The 15,803-nt window shown below is 60.1% G+C and carries 11 protein-coding genes; 10 read left to right on the forward strand and 1 reads right to left on the reverse strand.

The features are described from left to right. Nucleotides 1-140 precede the first annotated feature (140 nt). Complete coding sequence (locus LAC65_RS04945) at nucleotides 141-2,594, forward strand: DUF3772 domain-containing protein (RefSeq protein WP_039383355.1); 2,454 nt, start codon at nucleotides 141-143, stop codon at nucleotides 2,592-2,594. A gap of 48 nt (nucleotides 2,595-2,642) precedes the next feature. Here the strand turns inward: LAC65_RS04945 and dld are convergent, their stop codons facing one another. Further along, complete coding sequence (gene dld, locus LAC65_RS04950; protein WP_039383358.1) at nucleotides 2,643-4,352, reverse strand: D-lactate dehydrogenase; 1,710 nt, start codon at nucleotides 4,350-4,352, stop codon at nucleotides 2,643-2,645. A 155-nt stretch (nucleotides 4,353-4,507) separates the two neighbouring features. On the opposite strand from dld, the gene bglX reads away from it, so the two are divergent. The 9 genes from bglX to LAC65_RS04995 all read left to right on the forward strand — a co-directional run bounded on the left by bglX (nucleotide 4,508) and on the right by LAC65_RS04995 (nucleotide 15,734). Continuing rightward, nucleotides 4,508-6,805, forward strand: a complete 2,298-nt coding sequence (gene bglX, locus LAC65_RS04955) for a beta-glucosidase BglX (RefSeq protein WP_039383360.1) — start codon at nucleotides 4,508-4,510, stop codon at nucleotides 6,803-6,805. 74 nt (nucleotides 6,806-6,879) lie between these two features. After that, complete coding sequence (locus tag LAC65_RS04960; protein WP_039383363.1) at nucleotides 6,880-7,758, forward strand: oxygenase MpaB family protein; 879 nt, start codon at nucleotides 6,880-6,882, stop codon at nucleotides 7,756-7,758. 129 nt (nucleotides 7,759-7,887) lie between these two features. Continuing rightward, a complete protein-coding gene (locus LAC65_RS04965; protein WP_224144844.1) occupies nucleotides 7,888-8,997 on the forward strand; it encodes a suppressor of fused domain protein in 1,110 nt (369 codons plus the stop codon). Nucleotides 8,998-9,204: 207 nt separating this feature from the next. Continuing rightward, nucleotides 9,205-11,100, forward strand: a complete 1,896-nt coding sequence (locus LAC65_RS04970; protein ID WP_039383367.1) for a methyl-accepting chemotaxis protein — start codon at nucleotides 9,205-9,207, stop codon at nucleotides 11,098-11,100. A gap of 202 nt (nucleotides 11,101-11,302) precedes the next feature. Continuing rightward, entirely contained in the window at nucleotides 11,303-11,836 is a 534-nt protein-coding gene (idi, locus tag LAC65_RS04975) for an isopentenyl-diphosphate Delta-isomerase (RefSeq protein WP_039383369.1), read from the forward strand. A gap of 160 nt (nucleotides 11,837-11,996) precedes the next feature. Next, nucleotides 11,997-12,905, forward strand: coding sequence for a glycine betaine ABC transporter substrate-binding protein OsmF (gene osmF, locus LAC65_RS04980; protein WP_039383372.1), 909 nt, complete (start codon nucleotides 11,997-11,999; stop codon nucleotides 12,903-12,905). A 3-nt stretch (nucleotides 12,906-12,908) separates the two neighbouring features. Then, the gene (locus tag LAC65_RS04985) at nucleotides 12,909-14,075 is read left to right on the forward strand and encodes an ABC transporter permease (protein ID WP_203025517.1); all 1,167 of its coding nucleotides are present in this window, start codon (nucleotides 12,909-12,911) and stop codon (nucleotides 14,073-14,075) included. Then, nucleotides 14,068-15,003, forward strand: coding sequence for an ABC transporter ATP-binding protein (locus tag LAC65_RS04990; RefSeq protein ID WP_039383375.1), 936 nt, complete (start codon nucleotides 14,068-14,070; stop codon nucleotides 15,001-15,003). Before LAC65_RS04985 ends, LAC65_RS04990 begins: the two co-directional genes overlap by 8 nt. Next, nucleotides 15,000-15,734 carry an ABC transporter permease gene (locus LAC65_RS04995; RefSeq protein WP_039383378.1) on the forward strand — a complete coding sequence of 245 codons (735 nt, stop codon included), beginning with the start codon at nucleotides 15,000-15,002 and terminating at the stop codon, nucleotides 15,732-15,734. The genes LAC65_RS04990 and LAC65_RS04995 overlap by 4 nt, the downstream gene beginning before the upstream one ends. The last annotated feature ends 69 nt before the right edge of the window (nucleotides 15,735-15,803 follow it).

Genomic DNA, 15,803 nt, shown 5'->3' on the forward strand with positions numbered 1-15,803 from the left:
AGAAGGGGCGCGCCACTTGCAAACTGGCGTATCATCAGTACCCTGATTTAGCCTTATCACACCTGTTTTCATCCCGGCGGCGACCTCCTGTACTGGCCGCCACACTCGTTTAACTGGCTTTTTCGCTGGAATGTCGTTCTATGATCAAGTTTCGTTTTTTCACTGTTCCGCTGTTACTGCTCATGCTGTGCGTGCCCGCGCTGAGCCAGGCGGATGACGCGCCCGATGTGACGCAACAGCAGCCGGCACAGGAAGAAGAAGCGCCGCCGCAGGCGAATCCGGCGGTTGAGCTGCCAAAAATGCAAAAAATTCTCGATAAGATCAAAGGACAGGTATCGGGAGAAACCAGCGAAAACCAGCTCAACCAGCTTAATGAGATGGCGCTGGAGCTGTCGGGCAATGCAGAGACGCTGGGACAGGCGTTAGTCCCGCAGCGCCAGCAGCTTGATGCGCAGCTGGCGGTACTGGGTCCCGCGCCCAAAGCGGACAGCGGCGTTAAAGAGACGCCGGAGGTGACGCGCAAGCGCCGCTCGCTGGAAAACCAGAAAGGCAAGCTGGACGATCAGATAAAGCAGGCAGAAGGCATTAAAAACGGTGCGCTGGTGCTCTCTTCGCAGATTGTGAACCTGCGCCGCGATCAGCTGAAAAATCAGCTGGCGCTCAATTCCGGCAGTATTTTTGGCCCGCGCTTCTGGGCGCCGCTGGTGAGCCGTCAGGATCTCGACGGCGAAAAAATCAGTGACTTTATTACGGAGCTGAAGGCGTCGGCGGCACTGTCGTGGGAGCCGGACTGGCGCGTCGGTACCATCGGCTGGCTGGTGGCGGCGATGCTGGTGATGACGCTGGGACGGCGCTACAGCGAAGAGTTTCTCGCCTGGGTGAGTATTAACAAGCTGCCGGAAGGGCGGCTGCGGCGCAGCTTCCTCGCGGCTGCCATCGCGCTGACCACGCTGGCTGCAGTGGTGCTGACCTTTAACTTTAGCGCGCTGGCGTTTACCCGCCGGGATGAAGTCTCCGGCGACGTACAGGATTTTGTTACCCGCCTGGTGCAGCTGAGCGTCTACTGCGGGCTGATTGCCGGTCTGGGACGGGCGTTTCTCTCGACCCGTCGTCCCAGCTGGCGTCTGCCGGCCATCTCTAATGAGGTTGCGCTGGCGCTGAAGCCGTTCCCGCCGATTACCGCTGCGCTGGTGTTTATCTTTCAGACCGCAGAAGCGTTTAACTACACGGTAGGTACCAGTCTCAGCACGACGATTTTTGCTAATGGCCTGACCGCGCTGCTGATTGGCAGCACCGGGCTCGCTATCAGTATGCGTACCAACCGCGTGCGCCGCCGGATGGCCCGGCTCGGCAATCCGCCAGAGGCGCGTCCGACGGTGGTCGGGCTGGTTCAGCTGGCGCTCACGCTGACTGCCGTTGCGATTCTGATTTCACTGACAATCGGCTATGTGACGCTGGCGCGCTTTCTGGGCTACGAGGTGGTGTGGTGCGGGATCCTGTTTGGCTCCTTCTATTTTTTAAGCCACGTCATTACCGACGGCTGTGAAAGCCTGTTTTCCACCAGCAGCGCCGCCGGGCGCCGCCTGCAGAGTTCGCTCAATATCGATGAGCGCTATCTGCAGCAGGCCGCCACGCTGCTCAGCGCGCTGGGTAAAGCGCTGCTGATGGGGATTGTGGCGCTGGCGCTGATGACCGGCACGTTCGCCTCCTCCACGCCGGTAGAGCTTATTCAGAAAGTCATTGAGTTCTGGGGTGGCAAAGGGCTGGAGTCGCTGAATATCGTACCGGCGCATATGGTAAATGCCCTTATTTGCCTAGTAGCGGGCATCTGGATATTGCGCTCAGTGCGCCGCTGGCTGGATAACGATTTTCTGCCGAAAACCACTATGGATATCGGCATGCGCGTCTCGCTGGTGACGCTGTTCAGCAATATCGGCTACGTGCTGATTATCCTGCTGACGCTCTCCATCATGGGGCTGCAGTGGAACAAGCTGGCATGGATCGTCAGCGCGCTATCGGTGGGTATCGGTTTTGGTCTGCAGGAGATCGTTAAAAACTTTATTTCCGGTCTGATCCTGCTCACCGAACGGCCGGTCAAGGTAGGCGACCTGGTCAGCATCAGCGGCATTGAGGGCGATATCCGGCGGATTAACGTTCGCGCCACGGAGATTCAGCTGGGCGACAAGTCAACGGTGATCGTGCCTAATTCGCAGCTGATTTCACAGAACGTACGTAATGCCACTATGGGCAATGCGCAGGGGGTGGTGACCATTCAGCTGACGTTCCCGCTCGATATCGATCCGGTGCGGGTGCGCGAGCTGCTGCTGGAGGTCTATAACGAGAATGAGCGCATTCTGGAGACGCCTGAACCTTCGGTATCGTTTAAAGATCTTACCCCGTCGGGCATAGTGCTGAGCGTAACCGGCAACGTCGCCAGCCAGCGCCAGATTTCGGGTGCGAAAAGCGATCTGCTGTTCGATATTCTGACGCGGCTGCGTAAAGAGGGCATTGTGCTGTCGGCGCCGCAGACCATGATCATCGAGCGCCGCGCTCTGGCGGCGGCTACGCAGGAGCAGGATGCGCCGCAATCCTGAGTCAATGGCAGGGTGGTTATCGGACCACCCTGCACATGACGACCGGTCTCAGGCTTTGACTGCCCAGCCTTTCTGCTTGCTGGTTTTACCGATGCCGGGATTGAAGGTATTGGTCGGGTCCAGTTCACGATAAAACGCCTGCAGCTGCGGTTTCGCTTTGTAGAGATGGCCGACGTTATGTTCCGCCGGATACTCTGCCCCGCGCGCGCTGAGCAGCGCCAGCATCCTCTCTTTCAGCGCGTGCACATCCACGCCTTTTTTCACAATGTAATCCTGATGGAACACGTGGCAGAAGAAGTGGCCATAGTAGAGCCGGTGGATCAGATCGTTATCAAACTCCGGCGGCAGCTGTTCAAACCAGGCTTCATCGTTGCGGCGCAGGGCGATATCCAGCGCCAGAATATCCTCCACTTCATCCGCATGCACCGCGTGATAGCGCACGGCGGCACCGGCGGCGGCAAACCGATGCAAAAAGGCATGCGATCCCTCTTTGCTGTCGCAGGCGAAAAACTCGCCGCCACCCTCACGGAAATAGTCCTGCAGATACGCCTGCGCTTCGGCAACGCCTTCGCCGGACATCTTCAGCATCAGGTGGTGCTCATACTTATCGCGATAGTGCTTAAGACGTTTCGGCAGATGGGCCGGGAACAGGCGACTGATACGCTGCAGCAGACGGTCGGTGAAGTGCGGCTTCACAAAGCTGAGCTTGTTCAGCCAGGCATCAACCCGGCCCTTGAGGGTGAAAAAGAGCGGCATCTTATCGGTGCCGAGCTTGTCGATCATCACGAAAGTATCTTTGCCGTACACTTCGGCAATATCGAAGATATCGCGGTGCATATATTCACCCGCCACCGGCAGATGGGTGAACTCTGCCAGGATATGACGGCGGATGTCGCCCAGCACGGCGGGGTCGTTGGTGCCGATATAGAATACCTGCTGCTGTGGCTCAGTCGGAAAGGTATCCAGACGCACGGCAAACACCGCAAGCTTACCGGCGCAGCCGGAGGCTTCAAACAGCCGGCGGGCGTCAGCGTTAAAGCGCGCCGGCGTATCGGCGTGAATATCACGTACCCGCCCGGCGTATTCATGGTCCGAGGCGTGGCGCTCATCCCAGCGCACGTCGCTCTGCTGCCAGCGCTCATCATCCAGCCGCCCGAGGATCTCTTCCGGTGAGTGGCCCAGATCGATTCCCAGATGGTTAACCAGCTTGAGTTTACCGCTGGCGTCCACCTGCGCAAACAGCGCCATCTCACTGTAGGCCGGTCCGCGTTTGATCAGCGAGCCGCCGGAGTTGTTACAGATCCCGCCCAGCACCGACGCACCGATACAGGAGGAGCCAATGACCGAATGCGGCTCGCGCCCGAGCGGTTTGAGCGTTTTTTCCAGCTGATAAAGCGTGCTGCCGGGAAACGCGAGGATCTGTTTGCCGCCATCAATCAGCTGCAGCCGATCGAGACGCAGGGTGCTGACGATCACTACCGGACGATCGTAATCGTTGCCGCTGGGGGTGGAACCCTCCGTCAGGCCGGTATTTGCCGCCTGCATCAGGATAATGGCGTCCGCGCTGACCAGCGCCTGCAGGACCCGCCAGAGTTCAAGCAGCGACCCCGGAAAGACCACCGCCAGCGCATCGCCCGCGCCGGAGCGAAAGCCGGTCCGGTAGCGCGCGGTCTGCTCCGCGTCAGTCAGCAGATGAGAGGCACCAACCAGACGGCGCAGGTCGGCAACCAGTGCAGGGTGAGAAAGGTGAGAATTCATGAGCCTGTCCTTGTCGTTAACGTGGCGTTTCTACTGTAGCACGCGGCGCGGCTCTGGTCGCCGTGTGACAAAGGCGGCTACCTGCTATCCTCATCTTGTGGCACACTGCCCCGGTAATCTTTATTGTGCGCAGTTACTTAAGAGAACCCAACCTGATGAAATGGATTTACTCTGTTAGCCTCGCGGTCTCCCTGGCTCTGCAGCCGGCGTTTGCCGATACGCTGCGTGAAACACATCCCCTGACGGAGCAGGCGCGCGACGCGTATGTCAGCCAGCTGCTCAGCAAAATGACGCTGGATGAGAAAATCGGCCAGATGCGGCTGATCAGCGTCGGACCCGACACGCCGAAAGAGGCGATTCGCGACATGATCCAGCAGGGTCAGGTTGGGGCGATTTTTAATACCGTCACCCGCCAGGATATTCGCGCCATGCAGGATCAGGTGATGCAGCTCAGCCGCCTGAAAATCCCGCTCTTTTTTGCCTACGATGTGGTGCACGGGCAGCGCACTATTTTTCCGATTCCGCTGGGCCTCGCGGCCAGCTGGGATCGCGATGCGATTGGTGAAGTGGGACGTATTTCTGCTTATGAGGCCGCGGATGATGGTCTGAATATGACCTGGGCACCGATGGTGGATGTCAGCCGCGAACCGCGCTGGGGGCGTGGCTCAGAAGGCTTTGGCGAAGATACTTATCTTACGTCGCAGATGGGCAGCGCCATGGTCAGAGCGATGCAGGGCAAAAGCCCGGCCGATCGTTACGCCGTGATGACCAGCGTGAAACATTTTGCCGCCTACGGCGCGGTGGAAGGCGGGCGTGACTACAACACCGTGGATATGAGTCCGCAGCGGCTGGCACAGGACTACCTGCCGCCTTATAAAGCCTCGCTCGATGCCGGCAGCGGTGGCGTGATGGTGGCGCTGAATTCGCTGAACGGCACCCCGGCCACCGCCGATGGCTGGCTGCTGAAAGATCTGCTGCGTGACCAGTGGAAATTTAAAGGTATTACCATCAGCGATCACGGTGCGATTAAAGAGCTGATTAAACATGGTGTGGCGAGCGATCCGCAGGATGCGGTGCGCATTGCGCTCAAGTCAGGCATCGACATGAGCATGAGCGATGAGTACTACAGCAAATATTTGCCGGCGCTGGTGAAAAGCGGGGCGGTGAGTATGCGTGAAATTGATGATGCCGCCCGTCACGTGCTCAACGTGAAATATGACATGGGGCTGTTTAACGATCCGTACAGCCACCTCGGACCGCAGAGCAGCGATCCGCAGGATACCAACGCTGAGAGCCGTCTGCACCGTGCTGAAGCGCGCGATGTGGCGCGCAAGAGCATGGTGCTGCTCAAGAACTGGCACGAGACGCTGCCGCTGAAGCGTGACGCGACCGTTGCGCTGGTGGGACCGCTGGCGGACAGCCAGCGCGATATCATGGGCAGCTGGTCAGCCGCGGGTGTGGCAAAGCAGTCAGTGACGCTGCTGCAGGGGATGCGCAATGCCATGGCGGACAAAGGCACGCTGCTGTACGCCAAAGGGGCTAACGTTTCTGACAACAAAGGTATTCAGGGCTTCCTCAATCTTTACGAGCAGGCGGTGAGCGTCGATACACGCACACCGCAGCAGATGATTGATGAGGCGGTAGCCCAGGCAGAGAAGGCGGATGTGGTCGTCGCTGCGGTGGGTGAAGCGCAGGGCATGGCGCATGAAGCGTCCAGCCGCAGCGAACTGGCGATCCCGGCCAGCCAGCAGAAATTACTGGCGGCCCTGAAAGCCACTGGCAAGCCGCTGGTGATTGTGCTGATGAATGGCCGGCCGCTGACGCTGGTGAATGAAGACCGCATGGCGGATGCGATGCTGGAAACCTGGTTCAGCGGCACCGAAGGCGGCAATGCTATCGCGGACGTGCTGTTTGGCGATTACAACCCTTCCGGCAAGCTGCCGGTCACGTTCCCGCGCTCAGTGGGGCAGATCCCGCTTTACTACAATCATCTGCCAACCGGGCGACCTTATAATCCGGAAAAGCCGAATAAATATACTTCTCACTACTACGACACCATCAACGGCCCGCTCTATCCGTTTGGTTACGGCCTGAGCTATACCCGCTTTACCGTTTCACCGGTGACGCTCTCCGCCCGCACGATGCCGCGCAGCGGCAGCATTGAAGCGAGCGTAACGGTGACCAACAGCGGTAAACGCGACGGGGCAACGGTGGTACAGATGTATCTCAACGATCCGGTGGCGAGTATCAGCCGTCCGGTTCAGGAGCTGCGCGACTTCCGGCGCATTATGCTGAAAGCCGGTGAGTCACAAACCGTGCGCTTTACGATTGATGCTGACGCGCTGAAATTCTGGAACCAGCAGATGCAGCACGTGGCGGAACCCGGCAAATTTAACGTTATGATTGGCCTGGATTCCGTACGCACTCAGGATGCGCAGTTCGACTATCTTTAACGGATAACCGCGTCTCCCGGTCGCCAGGCCGGGAGCGCTATCCCTGACGCCTTTTTATCCGACACCACGCCACCATGACGCTTCGCAATCGCATTGAACAGCAGATCTTTCGCCTTAACGGGCTGGCACTCAACGAGTTTGACCTCTCACAGCCGCCCGGCGATCCCGGCCTGTTCGGCCCCGACTCCACTATCTGGCGCATCCACGGTGATTTTCCGGCGATGCTCTGCGGCGGTATCAGCGCCCTGATGCTGCAGATGCTGCATCCGGCGGCGCTGGCCGGGGTCTGGGATCACTCCAGCTTCCGTCAGGATATGCTCGGCCGGCTGCGCCGCACCAGCCAGTTCATCGCCGTAACGACCTTTGGCAACAGTGCCGATGCCCGGACGCTGATTGAGCGGGTGAAGCGCATCCATCTGCAGGTCAGCGGCACGGACAGCAACGGTAATCCTTACGCGGCCAGCGATCCGCATCTGCTGACCTGGGTGCACGTGGCGGAAACCAGCCGTTTTCTGGCGGCCCATCTGCGCTATAAAAACCCGGCGCTCAGCCGGGCTGAGCAGGATCGCTACTATCAGGAGGCGGCGCAGGTGGCGATTGCGCTGGGCGCAGAGCAGGTGCCGTGCAGCGTCACCGACGTTGAGCACTATCTGCAGGCGATACGTCCGGAGCTCTGTTTTGATGCGCGCACGCAGGAGGTGATGGCGCTGCTGATGAATGCGCCGGCACCCGGCTGGCAGGCGCGACCGGCAATGCGCACCATGCTGCAGGCGGGGATCGGTCTGCTGCCGGCGTGGGCACAGCAGCAGCTGCAGCGCCCGGTCAGCCCGCTGACGCAGTGGCGCACCGACCGGCAGATGCTGCTGCTGGCGCGCCTGCTGCGCTGGTCGATACAGCGCGGCGCCTGGTCACGGGCGATGCAGCGTATGGGGCGTGACGCCCGCTACCGCTGAAGCAAAGCCAGACGCTCAGCGCGAGCGCAGCCGCACTTTGAGAGTTTTACCCTTGTCTCACATGGCGCGAGTGCCGATCCTGCTCTATTCTCGGGGAAAATGGATCCCTCCAGGCATTGTCGAGGCGTTATGACCAGTTACCCTCTGATTGCTGAGGTGCCGAATCAGCAACATACTTTAACCGCGATCGTCGAACAGGATGCGCGCACCGCCTATTTTTATATCTGGCCCAACGACCTGTTTCGCAGCCAGTACGCTGTTCGCGACTGCTGGCTGCGCAACCTTCTGCCGGCACCGGCAGAGGAAGATCGCGAAGCGATGGAGCAGGGGATCGCGCCGCTGCTGAGCGCAGAGTATTGCCGCACGCTGGAGGCGGAGCCGATGCTCGATCCCGCAGGCCTGCAGGTATTGTGGGAGCCGGATGATACCGGTGCTGCCCTGTGGTACTACGGCCAGCTGCTGGCGGTGATCCCCGGCTGGAGCCTCTATCAGAGCAAACAGGTCAGCTTCTCAGCCGGCTGCATCAGGAAAAACCGCCTGACGGCGCCGCTGGGTTCCGCCTCCACCAATGAATACTATGCGCGTGCTGAGCAGCAGCGTCACTTCTGGCGCGACTGGCACGACGACCAGCAGTGGGAAAAAATTCAGCATGAAATGCTGCAGGTCTACCAGGCGCGGTGGGGTGAGTCGGTCAAATATTACGCTATCGATCAGGGCAGCTGGCCGCCGATGGCGCTTTCTCAGCACTGGCATAACGGCGTCTGGTATTTTGTCACGCTGGGAATGAGCATTCGTCCGATGCCGCAGGTCGATTATCTGTTTGAAGAGCTGGCTCCCCAGTACCGGCGGGTTGAGCTGGCGCTGGCGGTAGATGGCGAGGTGATGACCGAGGCCAACGCGGTGCAGATGGCGAGCGCGCTGGCTGAGTTTGCCCATCTGCCGTGGGCGCGGCTGACGTGGATTGGCGAAGGGCATACGCTGGCATCTGAAGTGGCGCCGGTCGGCTTTGAAAGCTTTCTGCTGGCTAACGCGCTGGCACCGGAGGCGGTGTCGCTGCGATTGCCGAAGCGCGACGGCGATCGGCCGGAACTGCTCTGGGCGACGCCGATCACCGAAGCGGAACGCCACTTTGCGCAGTCGGATGAACAGGGCGGACAGCAGCTGCTTCAGCGGCTGCTGGCGGAGGGTAACAGCCATATCTTCCGTCCGCGTCAGGAGGTGGTGGCGCCGCCTCAGTAAACGCCCGCCCTTCTTCTGTGAAGAGGGGCGCGCTGTCTCCAGGCAGGCAATTCTCCGCTCTGCTTATCGCCGGTTATTCCTACCCTGTAAAAATAGTCACCCGATTCAACTATTTGCTTTTTTTGTGATCCCGCGCCTCTCAAGTTCCCCATTAACACGCCGTTAACCTCGATCAGGCAACTCGCCAACCAGGGTAAGGGCATCCGAATGTTTAAAACGACACAATCCCGTTTCACCGCGACGCTGGTCGCATTTTTTGTTGTGCTGATGCTGGTCACTGTACTGGTGATCAATCAGTTTATCGCACCGCAGCTGAGTCAGAATGAGAGCCGCCTGGTGCGCTATGAAGTTGATGGTCTGGCCGGACGCATTGTTGAACAGATGAACCGGGTTCAGGCGCAGCAGCGGGCGATAACGGAAGCAGCGGGCGTGATGGAGAGCGCAACGATAGAGACGCTGCTGCCGGCGCTGGTAAACCAGTACCAGGACAGCAACGTATTTGGCGGCGGGATCTGGCCGCTGCCGAACCGGCGCGATCCGGCAAAAGAGAAAGACAGCACCTTCTTTGCGCGCAACGCCAGCAATCAGCTGCAGGTCAATACTTACTGGAACTCCGATGCGGCCGATAAGTACTGGGAGCAGCCGTGGTACAAAGCGGGTATGGCCGCAGCAAAAGGGCAGTGCGCCTGGGCCAAAGCCTATCAGGATGCGGCCAGCCCGCAGCCGCGTACCAACTGTGCGATGGCTATCTATCGCGACGGCAGCGTCTGGGGCGTCGCCACCATTGATGTCACGCTGGGCTTTTTTAATCAGCTGGCGAAGCAGATGGGTGACGCCATTAAAGGCCGCGTGCTGATTGTTGAAGCGGATGGCAAAGTGGTCGGGAACGCGGCGCTGCTGGACGGTGCGCCAAAGCTGGAAAACCTGAGCGATACCCGGCTGCCGATGGCCGCTGCGCTGAAGTCGCTGCTGACGCAGGCGGGGAGCGAGCTGGCGCAGACAACGTTTAGCGGTGAGGATGGTGAGCATACGCTGTTCCTGCAGGCGATCCCCGGCAGCCCGTGGTATCTCGCCAGCGACGTCCCCTCCAGCCTGCTGGATGCACAGACGCACAGTATGCTGACGCGGCTGGGCGTGGTACAGATCCCGCTGGCTATTATTCTGCTGCTGGTATCGCTGGGCTTTGTCCGCGCAATGATGAAGCGTCTGGGCGTGCTGCACAAAAATATTGAAGCACTCTCAACCGGCGGCGCCGACCTCACACAGCGCCTGCCTGCCAGCAATAGCCCGGAATTTAACGCCGTGGCTGAGAGCTTTAACCAGTTCATCAGCTACCTGCAGGGGCTGATGCGTCAGGTGGGCGACAGCGCGCTGGCGATCACGGCGGCCTCGCGCGAAATTGCCAGCGGCAACGCCGATCTCTCTGCGCGCACCGAATCGCAGGCCAGCTCCATTGTCGAGACGGCAGCCTCAATGGAGGAGCTGACCGGCACCGTGCGCCAAAACGCCGATAACGCCACCCACGCTAATCAGCTGGCTGACGGCGCAGCCACCGTGGCGGCGCGCGGCAGTGAAGTGGTGCGTCAGGTCGTGACCACTATGGGGGAGATCCACCACTCATCGCGTAAAGTCGTCGATATCATCAGCGTCATCGACAGCATCGCGTTTCAGACCAACATTCTGGCCCTGAACGCGGCGGTTGAAGCGGCGCGCGCCGGAGAGCAGGGGCGCGGTTTTGCGGTGGTGGCCTCAGAAGTACGCAACCTTGCGCAGCGCTCAGCTAACTCAGCGCGCGAGATTAAAAAGCTGATTGAAGAGTCAGTGGCAAATATTGATACCGGCAGCCAGCTGGTTGAGCAGGCGGGACAGACCATGGATGAGCTGATGCAGGGCGTCAGCAGCGTCACCACCCTGATGAGCGAAATTATGTCCGCCAGCCGTGAGCAGAGCATGGGTATCGATCAGGTTAACGTCGCGATCACGCAGCTGGATGGCAGCACGCAGCAGAACGCCGCGCTGGTAGAGCAGGTCTCTTCAGCCGCGCGTGCAATGGAGGAGCAGAGCGTGCAGCTGGAACAGGTGGTGCAGAGCTTCAGACTATAACCGCACTTATCACTATTGCGGCGGCTTACAGGCTGCCGCAATCTCATCGTGCTTTACCTCTGCATACCTTCTTCTTCGCCGATTCAGATTATGCCTGCTAAGCTTATTTTTTACCGCGCCAGCGCACGAAACGTGCGCCTTTTTCTCCGCTGCTGCCACGGCGATTGTGTACAATAGCAGGGATTTTTCTGAAGGAGCCCTCATGCCTGCCATAGAAGTTATTCTTGTTGACCACCTCGATCGTCCCACCGGCAAGATGGAAAAGCTGGAAGTGCATGAAAAAGGCTTACTGCATCGCGCAGTAACGGTTTACGTGTTTAATTCGCGTCATGAGCTGCTGCTGCAGCGGCGTGCCAGCAGCAAATACCACTGCGGCGGACTCTGGAGTAATACCTGCTGCAGTCATCCGTTTCCGCAGGAGCCGACGCTCGATGCCGCTGAGCGCCGTCTGCGTGAAGAGATGGGACTGAACCTGGCGCTGACGCCGGTATTTGAGCTGAGCTACAACCTGCCGCTCAGTAACGGCCTGATTGAACATGAGTATGGACACGTCTTCTTTGCCATCAGCGATGAAGAGCCGGTGCTGAACCCGGAAGAAGCGGACGCCTGGTGCTACCGTTCAGTCGGGCAGATTCAGCAGCAGATGGAGACCGAGCCGGAGCAGTTTACGCCATGGTTTCTGCACACCTTCCCGCGCATTCCGCATACGCTGGGTGACTTTCGCCTGACTGCCTGACACGCCTCTCTCTCCCGACACACCTCGCACCTTTTGTGCGGGGCAATTTTTGCCCGGCTTAACAAAACAGACGTAAAATCTGCGCTTTTTTCCCGTCGCCTGCTGCGCCAGGCTACGCTTGTTTATCACCGGGTGCTAAACAGGGCATAAGGAAAACATCATGATTAAACAGGGGTTACTGGGGCTGATTGCCCTGTCGCTGAGCATGGGCGCGGCGCACGCCGCCGATGCGGTCAAGGTCGGGTCGAAAATCGATACAGAAGGCTCGCTGCTGGGCAATATTATTCTGCAGGTGCTCAATAAGCACGGGGTCAAAACTGTCAACAAAATTCAGCTCGGCAATACGCAGGTTGTTCGCGGTGCCATCGTCGCGGGCGAGCTGGATATCTATCCGGAATATACCGGCAACGGCGCTTTCTTTTTTAACGATGAAAAAGCGAGCGCGTGGAAAAATGCGCAGCAGGGTTATGAGAAAGTCAGACAGCTCGATGCAGAGAAGAATCATCTTATCTGGCTGACGCCGGCACCCGCCAATAACACCTGGACCATCGCCGTGCGTGGCGACGTGGCGCAGCAGAATAAGCTGAACTCGCTTGACGATCTCAGCGCGTATCTGAAACAGGGCGGCACGTTCAAACTGGCTGCCTCTGCGGAATTTATTGAACGCGGTGATGCCCTGCCGGCGTTTGAAAAAGCGTATAACTTCAAACTCAATCAGTCGCAGCTGCTTTCGCTGGCAGGCGGCGATACGGCGGTCACCATTAAAGCCGCGGCGCAGAAAACCTCTGGCGTCAATGCGGCGATGGCGTACGGAACGGACGGCCCGGTCGCGGCGCTGGGTCTGCAGACGCTGAGCGATCCCAAAGGCGTACAGCCAATCTATGCGCCGGCGCCGGTCGTGCGTGAAGCGGTACTGAAGCAGTATCCGCAGATGGCAGAGTGGCTGCAGCCGGTGTTCAGCAGGCTGGATGAAAAAACGCTGCAACAGCTTAATGCGCAGATTGCGGTAGAAGGGCAGGACGCCAGCCAGGTCGCAACCGCGTGGCTGCAGCAGAACAAGTTGCTGTAAAAGGTGCGACAGCTGCTGCTGCGCCCCGGCCGCCAGCCGGTCACGCTGCTGCTGACGGCGCTTATCACGCTGACGCTGCTGACGCTGCCGTTTCTGCGCTTTGCGGCTAACCGGCTGGTATCGGGCGAGCCGCTGATGGTGTGGCAGGTTGCGCACGCCGGCTGGCTGGCGCTGCCGGTTGCGGTGCTCTGGCTGAGCCTGTTCGGGCCGCCGGGCCGGCGTACGGCTCTGCTAACCCTGCTGGGCGCGCAGGGTCTGTTTGCACTGCTTATCGGCCTCGGCGGCAGCGGTGCCAGCGAGCTGGCGCGCAGCAGTTCGCCGCTGGCGCGCACGGCGTTTGGCAGCAGTTTATGGTGTGCGGCCGGATTATCGCTGCTGCTGGCAGCAGAAGCGATCAGAGCAATAAGCCGGCAGGCTGTCTGGCGCATTCTGCTGAATCTGCAGACCGGCGTGCTGCCGCTGCTGCTTTTACTGACCGGCTGGCTGGATCAGCTGTCGCTGCTGAAAGAGTATGCCAGCCGCAGCACCACGTTCCATGCGGCCTTTAGCCAGCACCTGCTGCTGGTCTGCGGTACGCTGGTGCCGGTGCTGCTGGCGGGAGTGCCGCTGGGGCTGGCCATTGCGCGCTGTCCTGGCTGGCAGCGGCCGGTATTCAACCTGCTGAATCTTATCCAGACCATTCCCTCTGTGGCGCTCTTCGGCCTGCTTATTGCGCCGCTGGCCGGGCTGGCTGCACATTTTCCCGTACTCGGCCGTTTTGGCATCAGCGGTATCGGTATGGCGCCGGCGCTGATTGCGCTGGAGCTCTATGCGCTGCTGCCGCTGGTACGCAGCGTGGTTGCCGGGCTGGAGCAGGTGCCGCCTGAAGTACGCGAAACCGCACGCGCCATGGGCATGAGTTCCGGACAGCAGTTCTGGCTGGCGGAGCTGCCGCTGGCGCTGCCGGTCTGGCTTGCTGGTTTGCGGGTGGTGGTGGTGCAAACCGTAGGTCTGGCAGTCGTTGCGGCGCTGATTGGTGCCGGCGGCTTCGGGGCTATCGTCTTTCAGGGATTGCTGAGCAGCGCGCTGGATCTGGTTCTGCTGGGGGTGATCCCGGTAGTGGCGCTGGCGGTACTCTGTGATGCGCTGCTGCGGCTGCTGTCCGCGCTGCTGGAGAGAAAAGATGATTGAATTTCATAACGTGAGCAAACAGTTTGCCGGTAAAACGGCGATTTCCGATCTCTCTTTGCAGATCGGCCAGGGGAGTTTTACGGTTCTGATCGGCACATCCGGCTCCGGTAAATCGACCCTGCTGAAGATGATCAACCGGCTGGTGGAGCATGACAGCGGCGAGATCCGCTTTGCGGGCGAGCCTATCGGCCAGATGAACGTCCGCGCACTGCGCCGGCGCATCGGCTACGCCATTCAGTCAATCGGCTTATTCCCGCACTGGAGCGTGGCGAAAAACATCGCCACCGTGCCATCGCTGCTGGGCTGGCCCGCACAGAAAATTGCGGCACGGGTGGCAGAGCTGCTGGCGCTGCTGAATCTCGATCCCCGGCTGGCGACCCGCTATCCGCATCAGCTCTCCGGCGGGCAGCAGCAGCGGGTAGGGGTAGCGCGCGCGCTGGCTGCCGATCCGGAACTGCTGCTGATGGATGAGCCTTTCGGGGCGCTCGATCCGGTAAACCGTCAGGCGCTGCAGCAGGAGATGCTGCGCATTCAGCGGCTTACCGGCCGCACCATCGTGCTGGTGACGCACGATATTGATGAGGCGCTGACGCTGGCTGACCAGCTGGTATTGATGGATAACGGTAAGATTGTGCAGCAGGGCGCACCGGTTACGCTGCTGACGCAGCCCGCCAGCGACTTTGTCCGCAACTTTTTTGGCCGCAGCGAGCTGGGCGTGCGGCTGCTGGCGCTGGGGCAGGCGGGCAGCATGGCGCGCCGCGGCGAATGGGTTGATGCCGAGCCGATTACCGCTGCGCTGTCGCTGCGTGAAGCGCTGTCGCAGTTTATCGCACGCGGGACCGATACCTTACCGGTGGTGGATCAGCAGCAGCAGCGGGTGGGCGTGTTGCATTTCAGCGATCTGCTGCGCCCGCGGGAGGCGCAATGAAGCGCCTGTTACGCGAGCCGCTTAGCTGGCTGATTGCGCTGTTTTTACTGCTGCTGTGGGGATTACCGCACAGTGAAGCGCTGTTTGCCTGGTGGTTTCCCCGGCTGGAGCGTCCGCTCTATCAGCAGGAGAGCTTCTGGCGTCTGACGCTGGCCCATCTCTGGCTGGTCGCCAGCGGCACTCTGCTGGCAACGATTGTGGGCGTGGGCGGGGCAATTTTTGCCACGCGCCGCGCTGGCGAGGCGTTCCGGCCAACGCTGGAGACGCTGGCTGCGGCAGGACAGACCATTCCGCCGGTTGCGGTGTTAGCGATTGCCGTACCGGTGATGGGATTTGGCGCAACGCCTGCAATTGTCGCGCTGTTTCTTTATGGCGTACTGCCGGTATTGCAGGGGACGCTGGCGGGTATTGAGAGCGTGCCGGCCAGTAACCGGGAGATCGCAACCGGGCTTGGCATGGGGCCGTGGCGGCGCCTCTGGCAGATTGAACTGGCGCTGGCTGCGCCGGTGATGATGGCGGGTATACGCACATCGGTGATGATCAATATCGGGACTGCGGCTATCGCGTCAACGGTAGGCGCGGCCAGTCTGGGTTCGCCCGTTATCATTGGTCTGAGCGGCTTTAACACCGCCTATGTCATTCAGGGAGCCATACTGGTTGCGCTGCTGGCGCTGATTTGCGACCGGCTGCTGGAGCGGGTGCAGCGCTGGTTTACCGGGTATGCAGAATAAGGCTGTAGCCTACCAGCATCATGCCACCCATACCGCCTATCGCCATGATGGCGAACAGCGTACCGATAA

Origin of the sequence: Pantoea eucrina (assembly GCF_020079945.1) — a bacterium.
Classification (GTDB): domain Bacteria; phylum Pseudomonadota; class Gammaproteobacteria; order Enterobacterales; family Enterobacteriaceae; genus Pantoea; species Pantoea eucrina.

Excerpts from the sequence above, each read along its gene's own strand:
- LAC65_RS04945 (WP_039383355.1), top strand. The coding sequence starts at position 141 with ATGATCAAGTTTCGTTTTTTCACTGTTCCGCTGTTACTGCTCATGCTG.
- bglX (WP_039383360.1), top strand. The coding sequence starts at position 4,508 with ATGAAATGGATTTACTCTGTTAGCCTCGCGGTCTCCCTGGCTCTGCAG.
- osmF (WP_039383372.1), top strand. The coding sequence starts at position 11,997 with ATGATTAAACAGGGGTTACTGGGGCTGATTGCCCTGTCGCTGAGCATG.
- idi (WP_039383369.1), top strand. The coding sequence starts at position 11,303 with ATGCCTGCCATAGAAGTTATTCTTGTTGACCACCTCGATCGTCCCACC.
- LAC65_RS04990 (WP_039383375.1), top strand. The coding sequence starts at position 14,068 with ATGATTGAATTTCATAACGTGAGCAAACAGTTTGCCGGTAAAACGGCG.
- dld (WP_039383358.1), bottom strand. The coding sequence starts at position 4,352 with ATGAATTCTCACCTTTCTCACCCTGCACTGGTTGCCGACCTGCGCCGT.
- LAC65_RS04995 (WP_039383378.1), top strand. The coding sequence starts at position 15,000 with ATGAAGCGCCTGTTACGCGAGCCGCTTAGCTGGCTGATTGCGCTGTTT.
- LAC65_RS04970 (WP_039383367.1), top strand. The coding sequence starts at position 9,205 with ATGTTTAAAACGACACAATCCCGTTTCACCGCGACGCTGGTCGCATTT.
- LAC65_RS04960 (WP_039383363.1), top strand. The coding sequence starts at position 6,880 with ATGACGCTTCGCAATCGCATTGAACAGCAGATCTTTCGCCTTAACGGG.
- LAC65_RS04965 (WP_224144844.1), top strand. The coding sequence starts at position 7,888 with ATGACCAGTTACCCTCTGATTGCTGAGGTGCCGAATCAGCAACATACT.